This is a genomic window from Frigoribacterium sp. Leaf172 (assembly GCF_001424285.1).
Classification (GTDB): domain Bacteria; phylum Actinomycetota; class Actinomycetes; order Actinomycetales; family Microbacteriaceae; genus Frigoribacterium.
In genome coordinates this window covers 180,291-203,426 of record NZ_LMPB01000003.1, presented here as the reverse complement: position 1 = coordinate 203,426, position 23,136 = coordinate 180,291, and the positions used below count along the sequence as shown (strand labels likewise).

The 23,136-nt window shown below is 72.3% G+C and carries 24 protein-coding genes; 12 read left to right on the top strand and 12 right to left on the bottom strand.

Going from position 1 to position 23,136, the window contains the following annotated elements; all coding sequences use genetic code 11:
• The first annotated feature begins 59 nt into the window (after positions 1-59).
• Positions 60-356 carry a helix-turn-helix domain-containing protein gene (locus ASF89_RS12510; RefSeq protein ID WP_055815295.1) on the top strand — a complete coding sequence of 99 codons (297 nt, stop codon included), beginning with the start codon at positions 60-62 and terminating at the stop codon, positions 354-356.
• A 92-nt stretch (positions 357-448) separates the two neighbouring features.
• Here the strand turns inward: ASF89_RS12510 and ASF89_RS12505 are convergent, their stop codons facing one another.
• Entirely contained in the window at positions 449-1,012 is a 564-nt protein-coding gene (locus tag ASF89_RS12505) for a TetR family transcriptional regulator (RefSeq protein WP_055815292.1), read from the bottom strand.
• A gap of 102 nt (positions 1,013-1,114) precedes the next feature.
• Between ASF89_RS12505 and ASF89_RS12500 the strand changes: the two genes are divergently transcribed.
• The gene (locus ASF89_RS12500) at positions 1,115-2,578 is read left to right on the top strand and encodes an MFS transporter (RefSeq protein ID WP_082475012.1); all 1,464 of its coding nucleotides are present in this window, start codon (positions 1,115-1,117) and stop codon (positions 2,576-2,578) included.
• 13 nt (positions 2,579-2,591) lie between these two features.
• Here ASF89_RS12500 and aqpZ read toward each other — a convergent pair whose 3' ends face one another.
• From aqpZ to ASF89_RS12485, 3 genes are all read right to left on the bottom strand, one after another.
• Entirely contained in the window at positions 2,592-3,371 is a 780-nt protein-coding gene (gene aqpZ / locus ASF89_RS12495; protein ID WP_082490001.1) for an aquaporin Z, read from the bottom strand.
• Between the two features lie 56 nt (positions 3,372-3,427).
• Complete coding sequence (locus tag ASF89_RS12490) at positions 3,428-3,817, bottom strand: phage holin family protein (RefSeq protein ID WP_055815289.1); 390 nt, start codon at positions 3,815-3,817, stop codon at positions 3,428-3,430.
• 119 nt (positions 3,818-3,936) lie between these two features.
• Entirely contained in the window at positions 3,937-4,374 is a 438-nt protein-coding gene (locus ASF89_RS12485) for an Asp23/Gls24 family envelope stress response protein (protein ID WP_055815286.1), read from the bottom strand.
• Positions 4,375-4,611: 237 nt separating this feature from the next.
• Between ASF89_RS12485 and ASF89_RS12480 the strand changes: the two genes are divergently transcribed.
• From ASF89_RS12480 to ASF89_RS12470, 3 genes are read left to right on the top strand one after another with little or no spacing between them, the layout of a single operon-like run.
• Complete coding sequence (locus ASF89_RS12480; protein WP_235476328.1) at positions 4,612-5,148, top strand: RNA polymerase sigma factor; 537 nt, start codon at positions 4,612-4,614, stop codon at positions 5,146-5,148.
• Positions 5,138-6,418, top strand: a complete 1,281-nt coding sequence (locus ASF89_RS12475) for a hypothetical protein (protein ID WP_156463409.1) — start codon at positions 5,138-5,140, stop codon at positions 6,416-6,418. The genes ASF89_RS12480 and ASF89_RS12475 overlap by 11 nt, the downstream gene beginning before the upstream one ends.
• Positions 6,415-7,536: an NAD(P)-binding domain-containing protein gene (locus ASF89_RS12470; RefSeq protein ID WP_055815279.1), complete on the top strand. Its 1,122-nt coding sequence runs from the start codon at positions 6,415-6,417 to the stop codon at positions 7,534-7,536. The genes ASF89_RS12475 and ASF89_RS12470 overlap by 4 nt, the downstream gene beginning before the upstream one ends.
• Before the next feature lie 22 nt (positions 7,537-7,558).
• Here ASF89_RS12470 and ASF89_RS12465 read toward each other — a convergent pair whose 3' ends face one another.
• A complete protein-coding gene (locus ASF89_RS12465) occupies positions 7,559-8,404 on the bottom strand; it encodes a nitroreductase family protein (protein ID WP_055815276.1) in 846 nt (281 codons plus the stop codon).
• On the bottom strand, positions 8,404-8,802 hold the full coding sequence (locus ASF89_RS12460) for a hypothetical protein (RefSeq protein ID WP_055815273.1): 399 nt from the start codon (positions 8,800-8,802) through the stop codon (positions 8,404-8,406). The genes ASF89_RS12465 and ASF89_RS12460 overlap by 1 nt, the downstream gene beginning before the upstream one ends.
• A 159-nt stretch (positions 8,803-8,961) precedes the next feature.
• Between ASF89_RS12460 and ASF89_RS12455 the strand changes: the two genes are divergently transcribed.
• A complete protein-coding gene (locus ASF89_RS12455; RefSeq protein WP_055795240.1) occupies positions 8,962-9,372 on the top strand; it encodes a hypothetical protein in 411 nt (136 codons plus the stop codon).
• Positions 9,373-9,427: 55 nt separating this feature from the next.
• Here the strand turns inward: ASF89_RS12455 and ASF89_RS12450 are convergent, their stop codons facing one another.
• On the bottom strand, positions 9,428-10,303 hold the full coding sequence (locus tag ASF89_RS12450; RefSeq protein ID WP_055815269.1) for a Rieske 2Fe-2S domain-containing protein: 876 nt from the start codon (positions 10,301-10,303) through the stop codon (positions 9,428-9,430).
• Positions 10,304-10,676: 373 nt separating this feature from the next.
• Between ASF89_RS12450 and ASF89_RS12445 the strand changes: the two genes are divergently transcribed.
• Together ASF89_RS12445 and ASF89_RS12440 are read left to right on the top strand one after the other, a co-directional pair.
• Positions 10,677-12,371, top strand: coding sequence for a ribonuclease J (locus ASF89_RS12445; protein WP_055795237.1), 1,695 nt, complete (start codon positions 10,677-10,679; stop codon positions 12,369-12,371).
• 177 nt (positions 12,372-12,548) lie between these two features.
• Complete coding sequence (locus ASF89_RS12440; RefSeq protein WP_055795235.1) at positions 12,549-13,430, top strand: manganese catalase family protein; 882 nt, start codon at positions 12,549-12,551, stop codon at positions 13,428-13,430.
• 209 nt (positions 13,431-13,639) lie between these two features.
• On the opposite strand, the gene ASF89_RS12435 is transcribed toward ASF89_RS12440, so the two are convergent.
• The 3 genes from ASF89_RS12435 to ASF89_RS12425 are packed head-to-tail and all read right to left on the bottom strand — an operon-like array spanning position 13,640 to position 15,719.
• Entirely contained in the window at positions 13,640-14,269 is a 630-nt protein-coding gene (locus ASF89_RS12435; RefSeq protein WP_055815266.1) for a DUF3618 domain-containing protein, read from the bottom strand.
• Positions 14,266-14,703, bottom strand: a complete 438-nt coding sequence (locus tag ASF89_RS12430; RefSeq protein WP_082490000.1) for a phage holin family protein — start codon at positions 14,701-14,703, stop codon at positions 14,266-14,268. Before ASF89_RS12430 ends, ASF89_RS12435 begins: the two co-directional genes overlap by 4 nt.
• Positions 14,700-15,719: an ATP synthase F0 subunit B gene (locus ASF89_RS12425; protein WP_156463408.1), complete on the bottom strand. Its 1,020-nt coding sequence runs from the start codon at positions 15,717-15,719 to the stop codon at positions 14,700-14,702. Before ASF89_RS12425 ends, ASF89_RS12430 begins: the two co-directional genes overlap by 4 nt.
• Before the next feature lie 681 nt (positions 15,720-16,400).
• On the opposite strand from ASF89_RS12425, the gene ASF89_RS12420 reads away from it, so the two are divergent.
• Entirely contained in the window at positions 16,401-16,730 is a 330-nt protein-coding gene (locus ASF89_RS12420; protein ID WP_055815260.1) for a hypothetical protein, read from the top strand.
• Between the two features lie 39 nt (positions 16,731-16,769).
• Here the strand turns inward: ASF89_RS12420 and ASF89_RS12415 are convergent, their stop codons facing one another.
• Entirely contained in the window at positions 16,770-17,471 is a 702-nt protein-coding gene (locus tag ASF89_RS12415; RefSeq protein WP_200937176.1) for a triacylglycerol lipase, read from the bottom strand.
• Positions 17,468-18,235, bottom strand: a complete 768-nt coding sequence (locus tag ASF89_RS12410) for an alpha/beta fold hydrolase (protein WP_055815257.1) — start codon at positions 18,233-18,235, stop codon at positions 17,468-17,470. The genes ASF89_RS12415 and ASF89_RS12410 overlap by 4 nt, the downstream gene beginning before the upstream one ends.
• Before the next feature lie 306 nt (positions 18,236-18,541).
• Here ASF89_RS12410 and ASF89_RS12405 point away from each other — a divergent pair, with 306 nt between their 5' ends.
• From ASF89_RS12405 to ASF89_RS12395, 3 genes are read left to right on the top strand one after another with little or no spacing between them, the layout of a single operon-like run.
• Positions 18,542-20,650 carry a serine hydrolase gene (locus tag ASF89_RS12405; protein ID WP_055815254.1) on the top strand — a complete coding sequence of 703 codons (2,109 nt, stop codon included), beginning with the start codon at positions 18,542-18,544 and terminating at the stop codon, positions 20,648-20,650.
• Positions 20,650-22,083, top strand: coding sequence for a sensor histidine kinase (locus tag ASF89_RS12400; protein ID WP_156463407.1), 1,434 nt, complete (start codon positions 20,650-20,652; stop codon positions 22,081-22,083). The genes ASF89_RS12405 and ASF89_RS12400 overlap by 1 nt, the downstream gene beginning before the upstream one ends.
• Entirely contained in the window at positions 22,080-22,841 is a 762-nt protein-coding gene (locus ASF89_RS12395; RefSeq protein ID WP_055815251.1) for a response regulator transcription factor, read from the top strand. The genes ASF89_RS12400 and ASF89_RS12395 overlap by 4 nt, the downstream gene beginning before the upstream one ends.
• Positions 22,842-23,136 lie beyond the last annotated feature (295 nt).

Below are 23,136 nucleotides of genomic sequence, written 5' to 3'. Positions count from 1 at the left end.
CCCCCGGGCGGGGCGCAGGGCGAACGAGGCGGCGTTCGTCGCCCAGAAGGAGGCACCCGATGTCAGGCCCCATTCCCCGAGCCATCATGCAGTCAGCCGCCGACATCGGCGCCGACCTCACCGGATGGCGGAAGGTCCTCGGACTGACGGCCGAGCAGGTGGCGGATCGCGCCGACGTCACTCGGGCCACGCTCCGCAAGCTGGAGCATGGCGACCCGTCCGTCGGCTTCCCTGTCGTCCTCCGCGTCGCGCGGGCCCTCGGGGTACTCGAGACGATCACGGAGTCGCTCGATCCCTTGACGACCGATCTCGGGCGGGCGCGAGCAGACCTCATCGTCCGGAAGCGCGTGCGATGACCAGGCACGATGCCCTAGAAGTCCACGTCGAGAGGTCGTTCACGACGGGCATCGAGATCCTGCGACGGGCGGCCGACTGAGCGGTCGCTCGACTACGCGGGGCCGAGGAGGCGCGCCACGACCTCACGGACGATGGCGCGCTGAGCGTCGAGACCGGGCCCGTCGTGGCGGTCGTGCGGGAGCCCCGGCAGCTGCATCCAGGCCGTGGCGATCGACAGCACGAGAGCGAAGAGGTCGTCGGGCGACCAGTCGACCCGGTCGCCGACCAGACGGTCGAGATGACCGACGGAGGTGCGGCGCACCTCGTCGAGGACGGCGAACGACGACGCCCAGTCGTGCCGCTGCTCGAGCCGGGCCCAGCCGAGCAGCCGGTGGTTCTCGGGATGCGCCACGAGGTGGTCGAAGATCGCGACGGCGAAGTCGGGCGCGGTGGCGAACGGCGGGGCCGCGGCCTCGCCGAGTGCGGCGAACGAGCGGTTCAGCACTGCGGTGAACAGCGCCTCCTTGTCGCCGAAGTGGGCGTAGAGGCGCTCTTTGCTGCAGCCGGCCGCGGTGGCGATGCGGTCGACCCGGGCCCCGGCGAGACCGTGCTCGGCGAACTCCGCCGTCGCCGCCGCGAGGATGCGGCGGCGCGTCTCGTCAGCGTCGTAGGCCATGAGATGACCGTAGCCGCTTACGAGCCAACCAACCAGTAGGTAGTATCGATCCGTCCACGACGGCCGCCGCCTCGTCGTGCGGCACCCCAGACCAGGAGAACAGTGACCACCTCACAAGCAACGCCCGCCACCGGCGCGAACCGCACCGCGCCTCCCTCGTCCCGCCGCTGGTGGGTGCTCGTCATCGTCGGGCTCGCCCAGCTCGTCGTCGTGCTCGACGGCACGATCGTCAACATCGCGCTGCCCCAGGCTCAGGCCGAGCTCGGCCTGAGCGACGAGAACCGCCAGTGGGTCGTCACGGCCTACGCCCTCGCCTTCGGCGCCCTGCTGCTGCTCGGCGGACGCATCGCCGACTTCTGGGGACGCAAGCGCACCTTCATCGTCGGCATGATCGGCTTCGGCGCGGCCTCGGCCTTCGGCGGACTCGTCTCGACCGGCGAGCTGCTCGTCACGGCCCGCGCCCTGCAGGGCGTCTTCGCCGCGCTGCTCGCACCGGCCGCCCTCGCCGTCCTCACCACCACCTTCGACCGCGGGCGCGAGCGCAACACCGCCTTCGCCGTCTTCGGCGCCATCTCGGGTGCCGGCGCGGCCGTCGGCCTCGTGCTCGGCGGCGTGCTGACCGAGTTCGTCAGCTGGCGCTGGTGCCTGCTCGTCAACGTGCCGATCGTGATCGTCGCGATCATCGCCGCCGCGCTCGTCGTGCGCGAGAGCAAGGCCGAGGGCGACAACCGCCTCGACGTCGCAGGAACCATCGTCGTCGCGCTCGGACTCGCCTCGCTCGTCTACGGCTTCACGCAGGCCGAAGACGGCTGGGGCTCGGCCGTGGTCATCGGCTTCATCGCACTGGGCGCCGGCCTGCTGGCTCTGTTCGTGCTGATCCAGAAGCGCAGCGACCACCCCCTCCTGCCGCTCGGCGTGCTGACGAACCGGGTGCGCGGCGGAGCGTTCCTCGTGCAGCTGATCGTCGGCAGCGTCATGATCGGCGCCCTCCTCTACCTGACGTTCCACCTGCAGATCGTGCTCGGCTTCGGGCCCCTCGAAGCCGGTCTCGCCACGCTGCCGATGACCCTCGTCATCATGGTGATGGCGCCGATCCTGACGAAGCTGCTGCCGGTCGTCGGCCCGCGCATCCTCATGATCGTCGGCCCGATCGTGGCCGCCGCCGGTCTCTTCTGGCTGTCGTTCATCACGGTCGACGGCGCCTACGCGACGCACGTGCTGCCCGCGCTGATCGTGATGGGCGTCGGCCTCGCCGGCATCTTCGTGCCGATGCAGAACCTCGCCCTCGCCGGCGTCGCCCCGCACGAGGCCGGAGCCGCGAGCGCGACCTCGAACGCGATGATGCAGATCGGCGGCTCGATCGGCCTCGCGGTCTACACGAACCTGTACGCCTCGGCCGTGGCCGGCAGCGACCTGCAGGGACTCGGCACCCTCGTCGACGGCTACCAGGCCGCGTTCGTCGGCGCCGCGATCGCCGCCCTCATCGCCGCTCCGATCAGCTTCTTCATGATCCGCGGCTCGAAGGAGGACCTGCTGCCCTCCGGCCCCGTCGTGCACATGGGCTGAGGCCCGCCCGCGCTCAGCGGCGGCGCAGCAGCAGCGTGGCCCCGCCCGCGATCACGGCGCCCGCGAGCGGCGCCACGATGAACACCCACAGCTGGCCGAGCGCGTCCGGCCCGGCGACGACGGCCGCCGCGATCGAGCGGGCCGGGTTCACCGACGTGTTGCTGACCGGGATGCTGATCAGGTGCACGAGCGTCAGCGTCAGGCCGATCGCGAGCGGGGCGATCGCCTTGTACTCGGACTTCGCGGTGACCGACAGGATGACCCCGACGAACACGGCGGTCAGCACGACCTCCGCGAGGAGCACCGCGCCGAGCCCGAACCCGCCGGGCGACGAGGCGCCGAAGCCGTTCGAGGCGAAGCCCGACTCGCGTGCGGTGTCGAGGTAGCCCGCCGGTCCGCCGGCCGCGACGGCGGCGACCACGCCCGCACCCGCGAGCCCGCCGACGATCTGGGCGATGACGTACCCGGGCACGTGCCTCCACTCGGTCCGGCCCGCGACGGCGAAGCCGAGAGTCACGGCGGGGTTGAAGTGGCCGCCCGAGATGTGGCCGACCGTGTAGATGCCGGCCATGACGCTGAGGCCGAAGGCCAGCGCGACGCCGACGAACCCGACGCCGAGTGTGTTCGCCTCGTCGGGGAAGGACGACGCGTAGACGGCCGTGCCGACGCCGCCCATCACGAGGAGGAACGCGCCGAACGCCTCGGAGGCGTAGCGCGCACCGCCCGAGTAGCCCTCGGCCTTCCGGGTGCGCTGTTCGGTGGTGGATCGGCTGACGGGCTTTCTGTTCGACATGGGGCTGTGCTCTCGGGTTCGGTGGGGCGGGAGGGGACGAGGAGGCGCGGGTCGGCCTAGTCGCGTCGGGTGAGGTCGCGGACGGTGTCGCGGGGCACCGGCGGCACGCCGCGCTTGAGACCGCGGAGACCCGCCGCGAGCACCAGGGCGGTGACGACGGCGAAGACGGCGAACACGACGAGCGTCGCCGACCAGAGCGGCAGCACGAGCGCGAGGGCCACGACGCCGGCGGCGGCGATCAGGGTCGTGGTGACGAGCGCGAGGACGGCGCCCACGACGACGAGGACGATGCCGGTCCGTGCGTCACGAGCCCGCCCGGTGATCTCGTCGCGGGCCGCGCCGATCTCGGTGCGGACCGCCCGGATGACGGGGTCGATGGCCTTGCTGCCGATCTGGCCGCGGAGGCGGTCGGCGAAGGAGGTCTCGGGGGTGCTGTCGTCGGTCATGGTGGCTCCTGGTTCGAGGGTCTGAGGGGTCTGCGGGCACGCGGACGGCCCCCGCCCAGGGGTGGGCGGGGGCCGTCCGGAGGGTCACCGGCCGTTCGGCCGGAGGGTGTCGCGGGCGACTACTGGACGCGGCTGTCGTCGGCGTCGTCGGCGTCGTCCGAGGGGATGTGCACATCGGAGATGGTCACGTTGACCTCGGCGACCTCCATGCCGACGACCTGCATGATCGCCTGCGTGACGGCCTGGCGCACGTCGTCGGCGACCTTCTGCAGCTCGACGGGGTACTCGGCGACGATGACGATGTCGGCCGCGACCTGCTTCTCGCCGACCTCGACCGAGACGCCCTGGCCGCGGTCCTGCTGGTTGATCGCGTTGCGGATCGCGCCGATCGCACGGGCCGCGCCGTTGCCGAGGTCGTGGACCCCGGGCACCTCACGAGCAGCGATCCCCGCGACCTTCGACACGACGCCGTCGACGATGGTGTTCTTGCCGGCCGCGTCGGAGGCGGTGTGCTTGGCGGCGGCGGTCCCGGTGGTGGCGGGGGTGACGTTGCTCATGGTTTCTCCTTGTTTCGTTCCTGACGACTCCGGGGCGAGCGGCCCCGGCGTCGAGTCCGTGAAGCGGACACATCATTCAGACGCATCGAGCCCTGCCCACGTCATGGCCCTTCAGCGAGCTTCCAGACAGATGGCGCGGCGCACTCGTTTCGCGGCCAAACGGGCTCGGCAGGGGGATTCCGACCGATTCGGTCAGGATCGGCGTTTACGCGACACTCCTCTAGTGAGGGGGTGGACGTGGATCCGAACACGATGAGCGACGCTGAGTTGATCAAGCGCGCCGCGACCGGCAGCAGGCAGGCGCTGTCGGCGCTGTTCGACCGGTACGCCACGACGGTCACGCGGTACGCGTGGGCTCTGGCGCCGAGTCGCATGGATGTGGAGGAGATCGTGCAGGACACCTTCGTCACGCTCTGGAAGAAGAGCAACGGGATGACCCTGCCGACCGACTCGCTGCTGCCGTGGCTGCTGGTGGTCTGCCGCAACCACGCGGCGAATCAGCGCCGCAAGCTCGCCCTCGCGGCGGCGGATGCGCTGCCCGACGACCTCGTCGCGCCCGACGGAGCCGAGGCGCGCGAGATGCTGCGCTTCGTCCGCGAGGCCATCGACGCCCTCTCGCCCGACGACCGCGCGATCTGCGAGCTCTGTCTGATCGAGGGTCTCTCGTACCGCGAGGCCGCCGACCGTCTCGGCATGACCGTCGGGGCGGTCACCAAACGGGTCTCCCGAACACGCTCGCGACTGCGAAAGGCGGTGACGCACGATGAACACTGAGCCCCCCACCGGTGACGACCTCACCCGCATGCTCGTCTCGATGAAGAAGAACGTCCTCGAGCGGGCCACCGACACGACCCGTCGTCGACCCGGTCGGCGCTTCGGCATCGCCTTCGGACTCGTCGCCCTCATCGGCCTCGGCAGTGCCGGCGGCGCCGTCGCCATGGGCTTCGTGCCCTCGCCCTTCGAGGGCCTCGCGCAGCCCGAGCCGACGGCGGTCGTCTCGACTCCCCCGGCTCCGACGCCCACCGCGACCCCCACGCCCGAGCCGAGCGCGGCTCCGTCCACCCAGCCGGTCGGCGGCACGCCGGAGCCGTACCTGCCGATCGACTGCGCGACCCTCGCGACCGAGTCGTCGCTGACGTCGCTGCTGCGCGCGCCGGAGCTGAAGCAGGAGGAGGGCCTGGTCTTCACGCCCCGTGAGGCGTCGCTCCGTCAGAGCGGAGTCCAGACCTGCGCATGGATGTCGTCGAGCGAGGCGGACTACGCGGGGTTCGACGTCGACATCAGCCTCGACGATCCGGCGTCCGTCGACGCCCTCGCGGCCAAGCGGGAGGGTGGGACCGGCGTCGAGCTCGGCCTCGGCGACGACTCGGCCCTGGCCTGCGGTGCCTCGTTCCGCTGTGCAGCCACGGTCGTCGTCGGCGACTACTGGATCGAGGCGGAATACGAGCAGTCGCAGGACTTCGGAGACGACACGACCGATCTCGTCGTCGCGCAGCTCGGACGGATCGCCGACGTCGTGCGCCCCCTCGAGGCCAGGGCACCGTGGGTCGCCTCCGCCGCCTCACAACGGTGGGTGGCCACGGGTGACTGCTCGACGCTCGACCTGGTCACGCCGCTCGGCACGATCTTCGCGGACCCGTCGTTGGACGAGTCGTGGTTCGAGAGCACCCCGGACGGCCGTAATCCGCTCGTCGCCGAAGCCTCCGACGAGTACGGCTGCCAATCGGAGGGCACGACTCGGGCCGAGGACGGCCAACCGATCTACACCAGCGTTCAGGTGCACGTCGCGGCAGGAGCGCGGTGGGGTTACGAACGGTTCCGCGAGTACGCCGTCGCCGGGCTGGGAGCATCCGACGGATTCACGACGATGACCGTGCAGGGTGCTGAGGACGGGCTCCTCCAGTGCGCCGAGATGTCGAGCGTCTGCTATCTCGACGTCCTCGTCGACGACTCGTGGATGCGCGTGATCTACGAGGGGCCCGGCAGCGCCTCTCAGGCTCCGCGTCTCGTGCAGGTCGCCGAGAGCATCATCGCCGCGCGATGACCGCACGGCACGCGACCGTCGTCGTCGTGGGCGGTGGGCAGGCCGGTCTCTCGGCAGCCCACCACCTGCGGCGGCGCGGCTTCACCTCGGCGCTCGACGGCGACGCCGCCAGCAGCGGCAGCGACGGCGGCGGCGCCCGCACCTTCGTCGTGCTGGACGCCGAGCAGCACCCGGGAGGCGCGTGGCAGCACCGCTGGGAGTCGCTGCGGATGGCCACGGTGAACGGCATCTTCGACCTGCCCGGCATGCCGCTGCCCCCGGTCGATCCGGCCGAGCCCAGCCGCACGGCCGTGCCCCGCTACTTCGCCGCCTACGAGGCCGCCGACGATCTCGCGATCCTTCGACCGGTGCACGTCGACTCGGTGCGCGCCGTCGACGACGACCCCGACGGCCCGCTGCGTCTCGAGACGTCCGCCGGAGCCTGGGAGGCGCGGGTCGTCGTCAACGCGACCGGCACCTGGAACACGCCCCGCGTCCCCGACCTGCCGGGGCGCGACCTCTTCACCGGCACCCAGCTGCACACCCGCGACTACGTCGCGGCGGAGGCCTTCGCCGGGCAGCGGGTGGCGATCGTCGGCGGCGGGATCTCAGCCGTGCAGCTGCTCGACGAGATCAGCCGGGTCGCGACGACGCTCTGGTACACGCGGCGCGAACCGGTGTTCCTCGACCACGACTTCACGCAGAGCCTCGACGGCGTCGACGTCGAGCGCCGGGTGGCGGTCGACGCCGCGGCGGGCCGCGAGCCGGCGAGCATCGTCTCGTACACCGGTCTCGGCTGGACGTCGTACGCCGTCGACGCCCGCCGGCGGGGCGTGCTCGTCCGTCGACCGATGTTCACCGCTCTCGGCCCACGACACGTGATCGAGTCCGACGGCTCGAGCACGAGCGTCGACGCCGTCGTGTGGGCGACCGGGTTCCGCGCCGATCTCGGCCACCTCGACCCGCTCGGACTCCGCGGCCCGCTCGGCGGCGTGCCGCTCGACGGGACGGCCGCCCGGCTCGACCCCCGCGTGCACCTGATCGGCTACGGCCCGTCGCAGTCGACCGTCGGGGCCAACCGGGCCGGCCGGGCCGCGGTCGCCGCGCTCGTCCGGCGCCTCGACGCCGAACGCGGGTGAGGGGCGGAGGTGACGGGCGGGGTCAGTCGACCCGCGCCTCCTCGGCTCCCCCGCCCGGCGCGGCGACCGGCTGCGGCGGGGCGTCCCAGCCCTCCTGGGCTCGGGTGCAGTCCTCTCGGAAGACGTACTGCGAGATGACCTTGCGCTCGTCGCTGACCCAGTCGATCGCGGGCCGGACCTTCTCGGCGGGCACGTGGCCGATGCGGTAGACGGCCATCAGCTCGAGGTCGTCGGGCACCGCGAGGAGGCGCTCAATCTCGGCCCAGCGCTCGGGCAGCTCCATCGGGAACGAGATGAACTGGATGCCGAGCCCGAGGGGCACGGTCGCGAGCCACACGTTCTCCATCGCGGCCCCCATGCTGAACGTCGAGTAGAACGACGTCAGCGAGTCGGGCCGGAACGACGACCGGTCGAGCATCACGCCGAGCAGCAACGGGGCGCCCGCGACCAGCTTGCGGTTCTCGGCGCCGAGGGTCTGCGGCACGCGCAGCGCGTTCATGAGCAGACGCCCGCGCTTCGTGAAGACCTGGCGGGTGAACGGCCGGAGCGGCGCGGGCAGGCGGTCGAACAGCATGCCGTCGCGGTGCCGCTCCATCTCGGCCGGGCTGAACCGGAAGAAGGGCTTGTACCGGTCGAAGAACGCCCCGCGCGCCATCGACTCGGTCATGCTCTCGCCGCTGATGCGGGCGACGGCCTCGATCGTCTCGCGCGACTCGATCAGCACGAAGCGCCACGGCTGACTGTTCAGCTGACTGGGGGCTCGCCCGGCGAGCTCCATCAGGAGGCGCTGGTCGGCGGCGCTGACCGGCTCGTCGGTGAAATGGCTGTTCATGGTCCGTCGGCGGCGGACGACCTCGAAGAAGTCCATCAGCGCGCACCCGCCCCGGCCCGCGCCGCGACGGCGTCGCGGTCGAGGACGAGCCACGCGGCGGCGTAGGCCGGTGCGGCCGCGAGCGCCACCCGGGCGTGGGGACCGGTGCGGGCCGAGACCCGGGTCAGGGCGACGAAGGGGACGGCCGAGGCGGCGAGCGCCAGGGCCGCACGACGGCGGCTCGTGGCGAGGGCGGCGACCGCGAGAGCCGTGGTGGCCGCCGTCGTCACGAAGAGGGCGTGGTGCACCCAGCGTGCGCGGTCCGTCCGCAGGAGCCCGCGGCGGACGGCCAGTCCGACGCCGCAGGTGAGCACGTAGGCCGCGGTCGCCGCCCGGAGCGCGAGCTCCGCTCGACGGACGGCCGGTTCGACGACGGGGCGGCGCTCGCTCTGCATGACCCCGATCCAAGCAGCGCCGGTCGAGGCGGACCCGACCGATCGGGGTACAGATCGCCTCAGTTCGCCGACACCTGCCGTCGCTACCGTCGACCGCACGTCGCGCTCGAGACGTCCCGTCGCCGGCAGTCCCGCCGAACCTCCAGGAGGAGCATCACCATGACGAAGTCCATCGCCCTCATGCTCGCCATGATCGTCGGCGGCCACGGCCTGATCGGGCTGTTCATCGAGGGCGAGCACATGCTCGGCATCTTCACCGTCGACATCGCGCTCGACGTCGTCTACCTCGGGTCGGCCGCTCTGCTGCTCGCGGCGGCGCTGCTGCCGGCGTCGGCGCTGACGATCCGCATCCTCGTCGCGATACCCGGTCTCTCGTTCCTCGTCCTGGGGCTCTCCGGCATGGCCGACCCGCACCTCTTCGGAGCGGCGCCGACCGGGCTCACGCTGATGGACGAGGTCGTCTTCTTCGCGCAGGCCGGCGCCTGCGCGGTCGCGGTCCTGCTGAAGAACCCGCACCTGACGCTGTGGCAGGACGACGCGACGGGTCGCGGGATGGTCCACTCGCAGTAGTCGCGAGTCCGTGACGACGTGCCCCGCACCTCCCGAGGAGGCGCGGGGCGCGTCGTCAGCCGGCGTTCGGCAGTCGCGCCTCGAGCACGCCGTCGGCCACTCGGGTCGTGAAGGCGGGCTGCGGCGAGGTCGCCGGTCCGTGCACGACCTCGCCGGTCCGGAGCGAGAAGACGCTGTCGTGCCACGGGCAGGTGACGCAGGCCTCGCCCCGCTCGGTCGTGAGGGCGCCGTCGGAGAGCGGGCCCGAGAGGTGGCTGCAGGTGTCGGAGAGCACATGCGCCCGATCGCCCCGACGGAGCACCACGACCGGCTTCCCGTCGACCTCGCGGCCGGTGAGCTCGCCGTCGGGCAGCTCGTCGAGAGGGGCGACCTCGTGCCAGCCGGGACTCACCAGGTGCGGGACGTCCTCGGCGTGGTTGGCCCCGACGGCCTGACGGTAGGCGAGGTGCCCGCCGATGAAGCCGCCGAGCCCGACGGCCCCGAGTCCCGTCCAGCCGAGGAGCTTCGCGCTCGTGCTCCGGCCGCGGAGGCGCTGCAGGTACGACGCGCCGTAGAGGGCCGTGGCGACGAGGTTCGCCGCGGAGTGCACGAGACCCACCCGCTTCTGCTGCTCGTGCGACGCCGCCCAGTCGGCGAACCCGGCGAGCGCCGAGGGCGCCACGGCGAGCAGCCCGACGCCGACGAGGGTGCGGGCGGCCCGCTCCTGGCCGGGCATCGCGTCGAGCACGGCGGCGCTGATCCACGAGCCGGTGGGGACGAGCACCAGCACGGGGTGCAGCGGGTGCCCGGCGGGTACCCCGTGCAGCAGGTCGCGCAGGGCCCGGGGGGCGAGCACGGCGTCGACCACGCGCTGCACCCGGGTGACGACGGGGTCGAGGGTCGAGGCGTCCTCGACGGCGGCCAGGGCCTTGACGATCGGCAGTTCTCGCATGTCGGTTCTCCGGTGACGTCGTGTGCGGTCATGATGCCCGGAGCCGGATGACGGCGGAGGGCCTGACGGCCCGACAGTAGGGCGCGGTCGCCGGGCCGGTCCGACCCCGTCGAGCGGGTTGACACCGACGCCCTGAAGGGCTATCCGCCCGCCCGGCCGTCGCGCGCGGTGCCGTCGAGGTCACCAGGCGTGCGAAACTGGTCTTCCGACCGATGACGGCGGCGACGAGGCACGAGCCCGCGACACAGACTTCCGCACCACCCCGAGATCTCTGGCAGCAACTCTCCGATCTCCCCGGCACCACCCGTACGACGACACGCACCTGGTCCAGAGGTGCGGCCAGCACACCCACCTCAGAGACAGAAGATCCTCTATGCAGACCACCAAGCACTCCCTCGACCTGAAGAAGCCGCAGCCGCTGAAGCGCGGGGCCCTGCGGGTCACGCCCCTCGGCGGACTCGGCGACGTCGGCCGCAACATGACCCTCTTCGAGCACAAGGGCAAGCTCGTCGTCGTCGACTGCGGCGTGCTCTTCCCCGAAGAGACCCAGCCCGGCATCGACGTGATCCTGCCCGACTTCACCCCGCTGCGCGACCGCCTGAAGGACGTCGAGGCCATCGTGCTGACGCACGGTCACGAGGACCACATCGGCGGAGTCCCCTACCTGCTCAAAGAGCGCCCCGACATCCCCCTGATCGGGTCGAAGCTCACCCTCGCCTTCATCACGGCGAAGCTGCAGGAGCACAAGATCACGCCGATCACCCACGAGGTCGCCGCCGGCGACCACCACCAGGCCGGCCCCTTCGACCTCGAGTTCGTGGCCGTGAACCACTCCATCCCCGACGGCCTCGCGGTCGCCCTGCGCACGAGCGCCGGGATCGTCCTCCACACGGGCGACTTCAAGATGGACCAGTTCCCGATGGACAAGCGGATCACCGACCTCAACCACTTCGCCCGTCTGGGCGACGAGGGCGTCGACCTCTTCATGACCGACTCCACCAACGCGGAGGTCCCCGGCTTCACGACCGCCGAGAAGGACCTCGGCGCCGCCATCGACCGCGTCTTCCGCGAGGCGCCCAAGCGCATCGTCGTGTCGAGCTTCGCCAGCCACGTCCACCGCATCCAGCAGGTGCTCGATACGGCGCACAAGCACGGCCGCAAGGTCGCCTTCGTGGGTCGCTCGATGGTGCGCAACATGGGCATCGCCTCCGACCTCGGCTACCTCACGATCCCCAAGGGCCTCGTGGTCGACCTCAAGCAGCTGAGCAAGATGGCCGACAACAAGATCGTGCTCATCTGCACCGGTTCGCAGGGCGAGCCGATGGCGGCGCTGTCGCGCATGGCGAACCGAGAGCACATCATCAAGGTCGGCGAGGGCGACACCATCCTCCTCGCCAGCTCGCTGATCCCCGGCAACGAGAACGCCATCTACGGCGTCATCAACGGCCTCATCCGCTGGGGCGCCACCGTCGTGCACAAGGGCAACGCCAAGGTGCACGTCTCGGGCCACGCCAGCGCCGGCGAGCTCACCTACTGCTACAACATCGTCAAGCCGAAGAACGTGCTGCCCGTCCACGGCGAATGGCGCCACCTCACCGCGAACGCCGACCTCGCGATCGCGACCGGCGTGCCGGAGGACCGCGTGCTCGTCGTCGAGGACGGCGTCGTCGTCGACCTCGACCGCGGCCGCGCCAGCATCGCCGGGCGCATCCCCGCCCCCTACGTCTTCGTCGACGGCGCCACGATCGGCATCGCCACCGAAGACGCCTTGAAGGACCGCCTCTCGCTCGCCGAAGAGGGGCACATCACCGTGCTCGGCATCTTCGACGAGGGCACGCAGAAGCTCATCGACCCCGTCGAGTTCATCCCCCGCGGCTTCGTCGAGGAGGCCGGCTGGATGTCGCAGGCCGAAGACGTGGCCACCAAGGCGCTGGCCGAGGCGACCAACCGCGGTCACGTCGACGGGGTCGGCGCCGAGAACGCCATCGCCGACGGCCTCAGCCGGTGGTTCCTGCGTCGGCACCGTCGCACCCCGGTCATCACGACCGTGGTCGTCGACGCCGACTGACCTCGCGCGACCCGCTCTGAGAACGGCCCCGGCTCACGCCGGGGCCGTTCGTCGTCGAGGCGCGGGATTGTCGTCACCGGCGGCTGCGGAGTCAACCCCGTGGGGGCCGATCCATCGTCTTCGGTCGCTCCCCGTGGGGCCGGCAGGAGGGTGGATGCTCTCGACGAAAGGGAAAGAATGTTCTTCCACAAGCAAGAGCTCCAGTACACGGCCACTCCGTCGAAGCCCGACGCCGTCCTGGCCCACAAGATGCAGGAGATCCTCGGCGGCCAGTACGGCGAGATCACGGTGGCGATGCAGTACGGCTTCCAGGCCTGGAACAGCCACCTGCCCGGCAAGTACCGCGACATGATCTTCGGCATCGGCGCCGAGGAGTTCGGCCATGTCGAGATGATCGCCACCATGATCAGCCAGCTCCTGGCCGACGCGCCGGTCGGCGCGACCGAGAAGGCCGTCCAGGACGACCCGGTCATCGCGGCCGTCGTCGGCGGCACGGACATCCAGCACGCCATCGTCGCGGGCGCCGGTGCGCGCCCGGTCGACTCGAACGGCAACCCGTGGTCGGGCAGCTACATCACGGCGTCGGGCAACCTGCTCGCCGACGTGATCGCCAACGCCAACGCCGAGATGCAGGGCCGTCTCCAGGTCGCGCGTCTGTACCACATGACCGAGGACAAGGGCGTCCGGGACATGCTCGGATTCCTTCTCGCACGCGACACCGCTCACCAGAACCAGTGGACCGCCGCCGCCCGCGAGCTCATGGCCGACGGCTACGAGGACCTGCCGGTGCCGAGCAACTTCCCGCAGTCGAACGAGATCCAGACCGAGTCGTACAAGTTCTACAACTTCTCGGACGGCGAGGCGGCGTCGGAGGGCACCTGGGCCAAGGGTCCGACCCCCGACGGCAAGGGCACCTTCACCTACGAGGAGGCACCTGCCGGCGGCCTGCCCTTCCCCGCGCCCACGAAGCCCGACGAGCGTCTCTACGGCACGACCCCCGTGCCGAACATCGTCGAGAAGACCGTCGGCACCGTCAAGGACAAGCTCTCGAAGAGCTGACCCCCGCGGTCGACACGAGGCCCCGCCCGACATCCTCGGGCGGGGCCTCGTGTCGTGCTGGGGCCCCACGACGCCAGGAGATGGACACGACGCCGGGAGAACCCCTGGCGTCGTGTCCATCCCCCGGCGCTGTGGGGGGGCTGTGTCGAGGACACGACGAGGCCCCGCACCGATCTCCCGGTGCGGGGCCTCGTCGCGTGGTTCGCCGGTCAGGCGCCCTGAACGTTCTCCTTCGACTGCTGAGCACTGTCCTTGACGTCGGCGGCGGCCGAGGTCGTGTCGTCCTTGACGGTCGACGCGGCGTCCTGAGCGGTCTCCTTGACGGCGGCGAAGGCCTCCTGCGCGGGCTCGCGCAGGTGCTCGGCGGCGTCGTCCGCGGCCGACTTGACGACCGGCGCGGCCTTCTCCTTCGCCGACGAGACGAGCTCCTGCTCCTTGTCCGACGCGGGGATCAGCGACGAGACCAGCCATCCGGCGCCGAAGGCGATCAGGCCGACCGCGAGCGGGTTGCCCTTCGCCTTCTGCACGGCCTGCTGCGGGGCGCCGGTGACGCCGCCCGCGACCGAGCCGCTGGCTCCCCGCACGCTGTCGACGGCCGAGCCGCCGGCGTCGCGGACGCTGTCGACGCCCGAGTGGGCGACGCCCATGACGGACTCCTTGACGCTCGTGAAGCGCCCCTTGACCTTCTCGGTCTGGCGGTGGGCGATGCTCGACGGGTTCACCTTGTCGGCGAGCGCGTCGACGTCGTAGCCGAGCCCGGCGCGGGTTCGCTCGATGTCGGCGCGGATCTCCTCGGGCGTGCGGGTCGATCCGCTCTCGTTGGTGTCTGCGGTGCTCATGCGTTGCCTCCTGGCTTGACGGTCTCAGGGATCTTCTTGAGGGAGTCGACCGTCGAGGGCGCTCCCGTGATGGTCTTCAGCTGCTTGCGCCCCCGGAGGAACATCACCAGCGCGACCACGGCGTAGACGACGGCGATGATCAGCGACGACCAGCCGAGGCCGATCAGCGAGCCGAGCGCCCACATCGCGGCGAGCGACAGGAACAGCAGGGCGAACAGCGCCGTCAGACCGGCACCGCCGAACATGCCCGCTCCCTTGCCGGCCTTCTTGGCCGAGTCGGTGAGCTCGGCCTTGGCGAGCTCGACCTCCTGACGGAACAGCGTGGACAGGTCGCCGGTGACGCCGCTCAGCAGTTCGCCGAGCGACGTCGTGGCGGCGGTCTCCTCAGGGGCCGGACGCCCGGTCTCGGGGGCGCCGGCGGACGGGTCGCTCACAGGCGGGGCCCTGCGGCTCCGGGCCAGGTGCCCGGGGTGGCGCTCGGGTTGCCGGGCGTCGCGATCACGTCGGGCAGCTCGCCCTCCTCGACGACGTCGTACTCGCCGGCCACGGGACCGGGGTCACCGACGAGCGGCGTCTGGCCGCCGGTCGAGGCGACGGGCGCGGACGGCGTCGCCGCGCCTCCTGAGCTCCCCGAGGTCGGGGTGCCGGAGTCGGAGTCGCTCTGGTGCTGCTGCTTGGCCTCGGCGGTCAGCGACTTCACGACCCGACCGGCCAGCAGACCGGAGGCTGCGGCGATCGCGATGAAGGTGCCGGGCTTCCGGGCGGCGAACGACTTGACGTCGTCCAGCAGAGTGCCGGCGTCGCGCCCCTCGAGCCACTCGGCGACGCCGTGCGCGCGACCGGAGAGGTTGCGGACGAGCTCGCCCGCCACACCGCTCTCGCCGTTGTCGGCCATGGAGCCGAGGTGGTCGCCCATGGTGCGGAGACCGGCGGCCGCCTTCTCCTGCTGCGCACCGGCCTGCTCCTTGAGCTCGGAGGTCGCCTGGCCGAAGAGCTCCTTGGCCTGACCGGTCGCCTCGGAGGCGACCTTCGAGGCCTGCTCCCTGGCGCTGCCGACCACGTCGGAGGCGGCGCTCCTGGCGTCGCCCGCGACACCGGCCGCCTCCTCCTTGGCCGAGTCCGCCTTGGCCTGGGCCTTCTCCTTGACGCCGCCGTCGGAGCCGCCGTCGGAGCCGCCGTCGGAGCCGCCGTCGGAGCCGCCGTCGCCGGAGCCGCCGGCCCCGGCGGACGGCGCGACCACGGGTGCCGCGGTGGCCGAGAAGTCGGCCGCGGTGGCGTCGGGGTCGGTGATGTCGGCGTACGCGCCGACCTCGTCGCCGAGTCCGGTCACGGCGTCGTCGCGGCGGCCGCCGTCGTGGCCTGACGACGTGCCCGTCGGCGGCTGCCCTCCGGCGGTCTGGTCGAAGACGGGTGTGGACGAGTCGCTGTCGTAGCGCTTGTCATCGCTCATGCTGTGCCTCTCGGATCGTCGAGCGACCATCGGGACGACGGCCGCGATCGGGTTGAGATGCTGCAACACTGTCCGCGTCGCGCCCCGGAGGGCCGAACGGAAACGAGTACGCCTCAGGGGGTTGACACCGGCCCGAGCAGGTGCTCTCGACGTCGTCCCGCTCGTCGACGGGCTGCGTCACGAGACGGGCCTCGTCGATCCCCTCCTCAGGAGGCGCGCGCGGGTGAGGAGACCACGCTCGGTCACATCTGCACATCGATTCGCAGCCGGAACCGCGGAGGCGTAGGCGATTCCCCCCGGACCCTGTAGAAAAGGAGCACACCGAACCGACTGCTCTTCGGATGAGCACGGCCGACGGCCCTTCGGGGGGCCGAACGGTGAGGCGGGGTCGTTGCGTAGGGGTACGCACCCCCGCCTGATCCGGCCCTTCGGAGGCCAGCAGTTCGCATACCGGATGCTGTTCCGCGACCTCATCCCTCTCGCTTGCAGCACCGTCCCGCTGTCCCCTACCGTGGGGGCAAGGCCACCCCAGACCTCGGCAGCCGGTACATCACGAGCGTGCGCTCCCCGGGTCCGCACACCCCGCATCGCGGGCTCGTCCACCACTCCTCGCCCCCACAGGCGAGACGACCGAGTCCCTGATCACCCGTAATCTCGGACCCCACCTCGAGGCGGATCAGCATGGGAACCCTGTTCTACGGAACCGACCGCTACGGCGTCGAGCTCGACGACCGTGCCCTCGCGCACCTGAAGGTCGCGCTGCTCACGCTCCTCCGCGCTCAGCAGAGCGTGGCGCTGACGATCGCCCGACCGGTGAGTCAGGGCAGCGGCCGCGACACCATGTGGATCAACCCGACCAGCGATCTCCGGTTCCACTTCAGCGGCAACCGCCCGCCCCGGATCAACGAGTCCTGGGTCAGGGCGATCATCGCCACGGCCAACACTCCGTCGGGCATGCGACTGCCGGCCGAGGACGAGGCCGCGCAGCCGTCCCGCCTGCTGAACGCCTGACCCGACCCCCGACCGACCGGTCGGAGCGCCCCCGCCGCCTCAGCCTCGACGGGGTGGCCGCCCGGCGACGGCCAGCACGGTCGCGATCGTGCGGGGCAGGGCCAGGATCCGGAAGTGCCCGCCCGCGGGAAGCCGGACGTTCTCGGCCCCCGGCAGCTCGCTGCCCTCGGGGATGTGCGGATCGAACTCGCCGTAGATCGACACGATCCGCGAGTTGACCTCCGCGTTGCGGGTGAGCAGCAGGGTCGTGGCGTCCCGCGGCGAGAACGCCCTCAGGCTCGACAGGGGCAGCCATCGGGCGTAGCGCGATCCCGAGAAGGGCGCGCAGACGGCCACCATGCCGTCGACGCGGCCCTCGGGGTCGAGCATGGCCATCACGTACTTGCCGATCAGACCGCCCTTGCTGTGCGCGACGATCACGACGTCGCGCAGATCGTGCCGCTCGAGGTACTCGGCCACGTCGCGGGCGGCGGCCTCGACGGGCCGGCCGTTCCACCGCAGGGCCGACAGCACGTGCACGGGGTGCCCCTCGGCGTGCACCCGGGCGATCAGCGGGCGGAGGAACGCCCAGGTCTCCCAGATGCCGGGCACGACCAGCACCGCGCGCCCCTCCCCGTCCCGGTACTCCGCCTCGCCCCGCGGCGCGAGCACGGCGCGGACCTGCCAGTGCGCGGCGTAGGCGTAGTCGCGGACCCACCAGATCAGGAGGCGCGCGAGACGGAACGGCGACGGCACGGTCACGGGACCCGCGCCTCCGGGAGTCCTGCGGCGAACGCCGCGACGAGACGGCCGACCTCGTCGGGGTGGGAGTGGATGACGTTGTGCACGGCGCCGGGCACCTCGGCCGACCGGCCGTCGACGGCCTCGGCGAGTCCGCGCACCCAGTCGGCGGGGGCGATCGGGTCGTGCGCGCCCCGGACGACCAGCGTCGGTCGGGTGACCCCGCGGATGCGGTCGGCCGTCTCGTAGCGGAGCATCGAGGCGACCCCGGCGGCATACGAGAGCATCCCGCCGCGGGCGTAGTCGCGGGCCACCATCGCGCCGGTGAGCGGCGGCTCGCCGAGCATGTCGAGGGCCAGCCGTCGCCCCTGACCGGCCGCGCTCGAGGCCGCCGGGTCGACGACCGGGCCGATCAGCACGAGCCCGCGCACGAGCCCCGGTCGTCGGAGGGCCACGTCGACGGCGACCTCGGAACCCAGCGAGTGGCCGATCACGACGAGCCGGGGAGCGCCTCCCGCAGCCGAGTCGAGCCGGGGCAGCAGGGCCTCCGCCATCTCGTCGACGCCCAGACGACGACGCGGCCCCGGCGTGCGGCCGAAGCCGGGCAGGTCGACGGCCAGCACCGTGCCGTGCTCGGCGAGCAGCGGCGCGAGACGGCTGAACGACCGGTGCGAGAGGCCGACGCCGTGTACCAGCACGAAGATCGGCGCCTCCGGGGCGGCGTGGGCCTCGGGGCCGGCGCGGAACCACCGGACGCGGGGAGGCGCCGTCGGGGCGGAGGCCACCGTGGGCGCAGCCGCGGGCGATGCGGGGACCGCGGGGACGGCGGGGTCGACCGCGGGGTCGAGGGTCGGGTCGAGGGTGGGGATGGCGGGCCTCCGGGTCAGGGCGGCAGGGGACCGCGTCGACCCGGAGTGTAGGCGCGTCCGAGGGGACCGGGTCACCCGGCCGCGCCCGCCGCGCCCGGAGGCGCCCGCGGTGTCAGCCGACCCCGGCGGGGTCCTGAGACCGGCCGCTTGCGACTCAGGTCGTAGACGAGGTCCCGACCTGCGCCTCCTGCGCCGTCGATCGGCACCCGCGAACGTGGAGGCATGACAACGACACCGACCCAGGGGGCGCCGCGCACCGGTCGACGCGCCCCGCGCCTCCTGCCCCGACTCGCCGCCGCGACCGCGGTCGTGGCCCTCGCCCTGCCGCTCGCCGCCTGCGGTTCCGCGAGCGCGGCGCCCACCGAGGCCGCGCCTCCCGCCCCTCCTCGCCAGCAGCCCGGAGGCCACTCCCTCACCGCCGACGACGTCGACACGTGGCTCGACGGCGCGATCGGCTCGGCTCTGCAGACCACGGGCATCCCCGGGGCCACCGTCTCCGTCGTCTCGGACGGCGAGCTGCTGACGGCGAAGGGCTACGGCCTCGCCGACACGGGGACCGAGGGTGGATCCGCCCGTCCCGTGGACCCCGACGACACGCTCTTCCGCATCGGCTCGATCTCGAAGGTCGTGTCGGCCACGGCGATCATTCAGCTCGTCGAGCGGGGCGATCTCGATCTCGACGCCGACGTGCAGCAGTACCTCGACTTCGACCTCGACACCCCGAAGGGCCCGATCACGCTGCGGCATCTGCTGACCCACACGGCCGGCTTCGAGGAGGTGATCGCCGGGCTGATCGGCACCGCCGGCAGCGAGGTGCCGTTGCGCGAGGCCGTCTCGGCCGCACCGCCCGAGCAGGTCTACGAGCCCGGCACCACGCCCGCGTACTCCAACTACGGCGCGACCCTCGCGGGCTACATCGCCGAGCGCGTGTCGGGCGAGCCGTTCGCGGAGCTGCTGCAGCAGAACGTGTTCGAGCCCGCCGGCATGTCGTCGTCGTCGTTCGAGCAGCCCCTGCCCGACGACCTCGACGCCCGCCTCGCGAAGGGCTACCCCGACGACTCGCAGCCCGCGTACCCGACCGAGGTCGTCAACGCCGCACCCGCCGGCGCGATGACCTCGAGCGCCACCGACATGGCCCGCTTCATGCTCGCGCACCTCGGCGACCTGCCGGGCGACGACGCACTGCTCGGCGACGACGCGCTGGCCGAGATGCACCGCCCCGCGCTCGACGCCGACCAGCTCGGCACGCTCGCCGCCGGGCAGCGCATGGACCTCGGCTTCTTCGACGACAGCACCCCGGGCGTCCCGGCATTCGGGCACGACGGCGACACCCAGGTGTTCCATTCGGCGATGCGGCTGTTCCCCGACCATGACGCCGGCATCTTCGTCTCGTTGAACGGCAGCGGGCGCACGCCGACCGCGTCGCTCGACCTCCGCACGACGGTGCTGCAGGGCTTCGCCGACCGGTATCTGCGCGACGAGGCGGACGACCCGAGCCGAGGAGGCGCGGGTGCGGTCGCCTCCGACACGGACGCCTCGGACGCGGAAGCTCCGGACGGGCCCGCCGCCGCCGATCTGGCCGGCACGTACCTCTCGTCGCGGTCGCCCGTGACGAACCCGGGCGCCCTGCTCGCCCTCAGCGGTCAGACGGTCGTCGTGCCGCGGACCGACGGGACCGTCGCCGTCACCCCGAAGCCGCTCGGCGTCACCACCGGGGTCTACGAGAAGATCGAGCCCAACCTGTGGCGCGAGGTCGGCGGTGACGCGCTGCTGGCGACTCGCACCGACTCCGGCGGGGATGCGGACGACGCGACCGTGACCGCGATCTCGTGGGGCGCCTCCTTCACCCTGCTGCGGGCGCAGCCCTGGCAGACGGCGTCGGTCGTCGTGCCGGTCGCGCTCGGCTCGCTCGTCGTCCTGCTCGCGTCGATGATCGTCTGGCCGGCCACGGCCCTGGCGCGAGCCGGAGGCCGCTCGACCCGTCGCGACCCCTCGCGACCCGACGCCGCCCCGCGCCGGAAGGACCGGATGCTGCTGCTGTCGCGACTCGGACAGGCGTCGACCCTGCTCGCACTCGTCGGCTGGGCGATCGTCGCCGTGCAGGCGATGTCGTTCGCCGAGGTCACGGCCACGACCCTGCGCGTGCTCCAGGTGCTGCAGGTGCTCGGCGTCCTGGCCGTCGTGCCGGCCGCCCTCGTCGCGTGGCGGGCCGTCCGCGACCGTCGAGGCTGGGCCGTCGTCACCGGACGCGTGCTCGTCGTCGCCGCTCTCGCGGCTCTCGCCACCGTCGCGTTCGTGTTCCGCCTCATCGCGCCGAGCGTGAGCTTCTGATGCGCGGGCTGAAGCGCTCCCCCGAGACCACCGGCACCTGGCATGCTCGGACGATGACCTCGCCCGCCTCCGACGCTGCCACCGCGGGCTCCGCCTCGGGGCCCGGTGCAGCAGCGACGCGTCGGATGCTCGCCCGTGTCGGCGTCCGCACGCCGCTCGGTCGCGACGTCGTGCTCGCCGCCGTCTGGGCGGTGGTCACGGTGGCTCTGCTCGGCGCCCTGCTGGCCACGGGCGAGCTCGGGACGGCGCCGTCCGCCTCTCTGGGCGCGTCGGCCCCGCAGCTCGTCGTGATGACCCTGCTGGCTGTCGTCCAGTACGTGCCGCTGGCCCTGCGTCGGGTCCGCCCGGTCGGCGTCCTGCTGGTGATCGCTGTCGTCCAGGCCGCTCTGCTGACGATCCTGCCCTCGGGTGTCGCGCTGTGGACGGCGGCTCCCGTCATCGCCGCCTACACCGTGGCCACCCTGCGACCCACCCGGGTCGCGGTCCGCGCCGTCCTCGCGGCCATCGGCGTCGCGACGATCGGCGCCGTCGTCGGTGCGACCGATCTGATCGTCGAGCGCCTCGACTGGGCGACGACGACCGTGACGCCGCGGGGCGATCTGTTCGGGGACGGCCCGTCGGGCGTCGTCGTCGAGACGCTCGCGCTCGTCTCCACCGCGGTGCTGGTCAACGGGGTCAGCGCGGCCGTGGGCTCGTGGGTGGCCCTCCGGCGCGTGCACGATCACGACGCCCGCGCCCGGGCCGCCGAGTCGGTCGAGCACCAGGCGACGCTCACGCGATCGGCCGTCGCCGCGGAGCGCACCCGTATGGCCCGCGAGCTCCACGACGTCGCGGCGCACCACCTGACGGGGCTCGTCGTGCAGGCCGGGGCGGCCGAGCGCCTGGTCGACGGCGACCCCGAACGGGCGAAGGAGTCGCTGCGGAGCGTCCGAGCCCAGGGCCGCGAGACCCTCGACGCCCTGCGGTCGATCGTCGGGATCCTGCGCGAGACGGGTGACGACGCCAGCGGCACCGCACCCGTCCCCGGTCTCGCCGACGTGACCGATCTCGTCGACGCGGCCCGCGCCTCCGGGGCCGTCGTCGAGGTGCACCGGAGCGGCACCCTGCCGTCGCTGCCCCCGCTCGCCGACGTGACGGCGTTCCGCACCGTGCAGGAGTCCCTCGTGAACGCGCGGAGGCACAGTCCGGGCGCCGTGGTCGAGCTGTCGATCGACGCGACGGTCGACCGGCTGACGGTGGTCGTCGAGAACGACCTGCCCTCCGGCGGCGGCGCCGCGCACACCCCGGGCTACGGCTTGGTCGGCATGCGGGAGCGCGCGGCGCTCGTCGGCGGCGAGCTCGAGGCGGGCGTCACGCAGGCCGGCCGCTGGCGCGTCGCGCTGTCTCTGCCGGTCGAGGCGGACCCGTCGTCGCCCGCCGGGGGCGCGGCGTGATCCGGGTCGTGCTGGTCGACGACCAGTCGATCGTCCGCACGGGGTTCCGCGTCGTGCTCGAGACCGCCGGCGGGATCGAGGTCGTCGGCGAGGCCGCCGGCGGGCGCGAGGCGGTCGAGCTGGTGCGTCGGGTGAGTCCGGACGTCGTCGTGATGGACGTCCGCATGCCCGGCGGTGACGGAATCGAGGCGACACGCGCCATCGTCGGGTCCGGGTCTGGGGCTGGGGCTGGGTCCCGGCTCGGGTCGGGGTCGGGGTCCGGGTCTGGGGCTGGGTTGGGGTCCGGTGCGGGCGCCGCGTCGTCTGCTCAGGAGGCGCGGGTCGGGTCCGCCGCGCCTCCCGCGGTCCTCGTCGCCACGACCTTCGACCTCGACGAGTACGTGTTCGGCGCGCTCGAGGCCGGTGCCAGCGGGTTCGTGCTGAAGGATGTCGAGCCCGACGAGTTCGTCGCCGCCGTCCGCAGCCTGGCTGCCGGTCAGGCCGCGATCGACGGTGCCACCACGCGCCGCGTCATCGCGGAGTTCACCCGCCGCCGCCGGTCCACCGCGGTCGAGCCGCCGCCCGGAGTTCTGACCGAGCGAGAGCAGCAGATCGTCCGGCTGCTCGGCGACGGTCTCTCGAACGACGAGATCGGCACCCGCCTCGTGGTCGAGACGAGCACCGTCAAGTCGCATCTCACCCGCGTCATGACGAAGCTCGGCACCCGCGACCGGCTGCAGACCGTCGTCTGGGCGTTCCGCTCGGGCCTCCTCCCCTGACCCGGCGCCCCCGCCCCGCCGCTTCCCCCGCCACCCACGACGCCACACGCGAACCGCCACCGACTCGACACCCCGCCACCGGATCACGTGGCGGCATGTCGAGTCGGTGGCGTCATAGTCGCTGGCCGCCCCACCCACCACGCCATATGTCACAACGCCTGCTGCATCGCACCTGACTCCCTCAACCAGGGTGAGGCTGAACGTAGTAGGTCGAGAGGCTCCGAGGAAAGTGACGAGCAGGAATTCGGATATCAGAAATGGACGTTCTATTTGACGAGCACCCCCATTCAAGGGC

What these genes read in the sequence shown, in the direction of transcription:
- ASF89_RS12470 (WP_055815279.1), top strand. Translation starts at nt 6,415, where the DNA reads ATGACCGCACGGCACGCGACCGTCGTCGTCGTGGGCGGTGGGCAGGCC.
- ASF89_RS12400 (WP_156463407.1), top strand. Translation starts at nt 20,650, where the DNA reads ATGCGCGGGCTGAAGCGCTCCCCCGAGACCACCGGCACCTGGCATGCT.
- ASF89_RS12460 (WP_055815273.1), bottom strand. Translation starts at nt 8,802, where the DNA reads ATGCAGAGCGAGCGCCGCCCCGTCGTCGAACCGGCCGTCCGTCGAGCG.
- ASF89_RS12475 (WP_156463409.1), top strand. Translation starts at nt 5,138, where the DNA reads ATGAACACTGAGCCCCCCACCGGTGACGACCTCACCCGCATGCTCGTC.
- ASF89_RS12450 (WP_055815269.1), bottom strand. Translation starts at nt 10,303, where the DNA reads ATGCGAGAACTGCCGATCGTCAAGGCCCTGGCCGCCGTCGAGGACGCC.
- ASF89_RS12455 (WP_055795240.1), top strand. Translation starts at nt 8,962, where the DNA reads ATGACGAAGTCCATCGCCCTCATGCTCGCCATGATCGTCGGCGGCCAC.
- ASF89_RS12505 (WP_055815292.1), bottom strand. Translation starts at nt 1,012, where the DNA reads ATGGCCTACGACGCTGACGAGACGCGCCGCCGCATCCTCGCGGCGGCG.
- ASF89_RS12465 (WP_055815276.1), bottom strand. Translation starts at nt 8,404, where the DNA reads ATGGACTTCTTCGAGGTCGTCCGCCGCCGACGGACCATGAACAGCCAT.
- ASF89_RS12490 (WP_055815289.1), bottom strand. Translation starts at nt 3,817, where the DNA reads ATGACCGACGACAGCACCCCCGAGACCTCCTTCGCCGACCGCCTCCGC.
- ASF89_RS12445 (WP_055795237.1), top strand. Translation starts at nt 10,677, where the DNA reads ATGCAGACCACCAAGCACTCCCTCGACCTGAAGAAGCCGCAGCCGCTG.
- ASF89_RS12425 (WP_156463408.1), bottom strand. Translation starts at nt 15,719, where the DNA reads ATGAGCGATGACAAGCGCTACGACAGCGACTCGTCCACACCCGTCTTC.
- aqpZ (WP_082490001.1), bottom strand. Translation starts at nt 3,371, where the DNA reads ATGTCGAACAGAAAGCCCGTCAGCCGATCCACCACCGAACAGCGCACC.
- ASF89_RS12405 (WP_055815254.1), top strand. Translation starts at nt 18,542, where the DNA reads ATGACAACGACACCGACCCAGGGGGCGCCGCGCACCGGTCGACGCGCC.
- ASF89_RS12485 (WP_055815286.1), bottom strand. Translation starts at nt 4,374, where the DNA reads ATGAGCAACGTCACCCCCGCCACCACCGGGACCGCCGCCGCCAAGCAC.
- ASF89_RS12440 (WP_055795235.1), top strand. Translation starts at nt 12,549, where the DNA reads ATGTTCTTCCACAAGCAAGAGCTCCAGTACACGGCCACTCCGTCGAAG.
- ASF89_RS12435 (WP_055815266.1), bottom strand. Translation starts at nt 14,269, where the DNA reads ATGAGCACCGCAGACACCAACGAGAGCGGATCGACCCGCACGCCCGAG.
- ASF89_RS12420 (WP_055815260.1), top strand. Translation starts at nt 16,401, where the DNA reads ATGGGAACCCTGTTCTACGGAACCGACCGCTACGGCGTCGAGCTCGAC.
- ASF89_RS12510 (WP_055815295.1), top strand. Translation starts at nt 60, where the DNA reads ATGTCAGGCCCCATTCCCCGAGCCATCATGCAGTCAGCCGCCGACATC.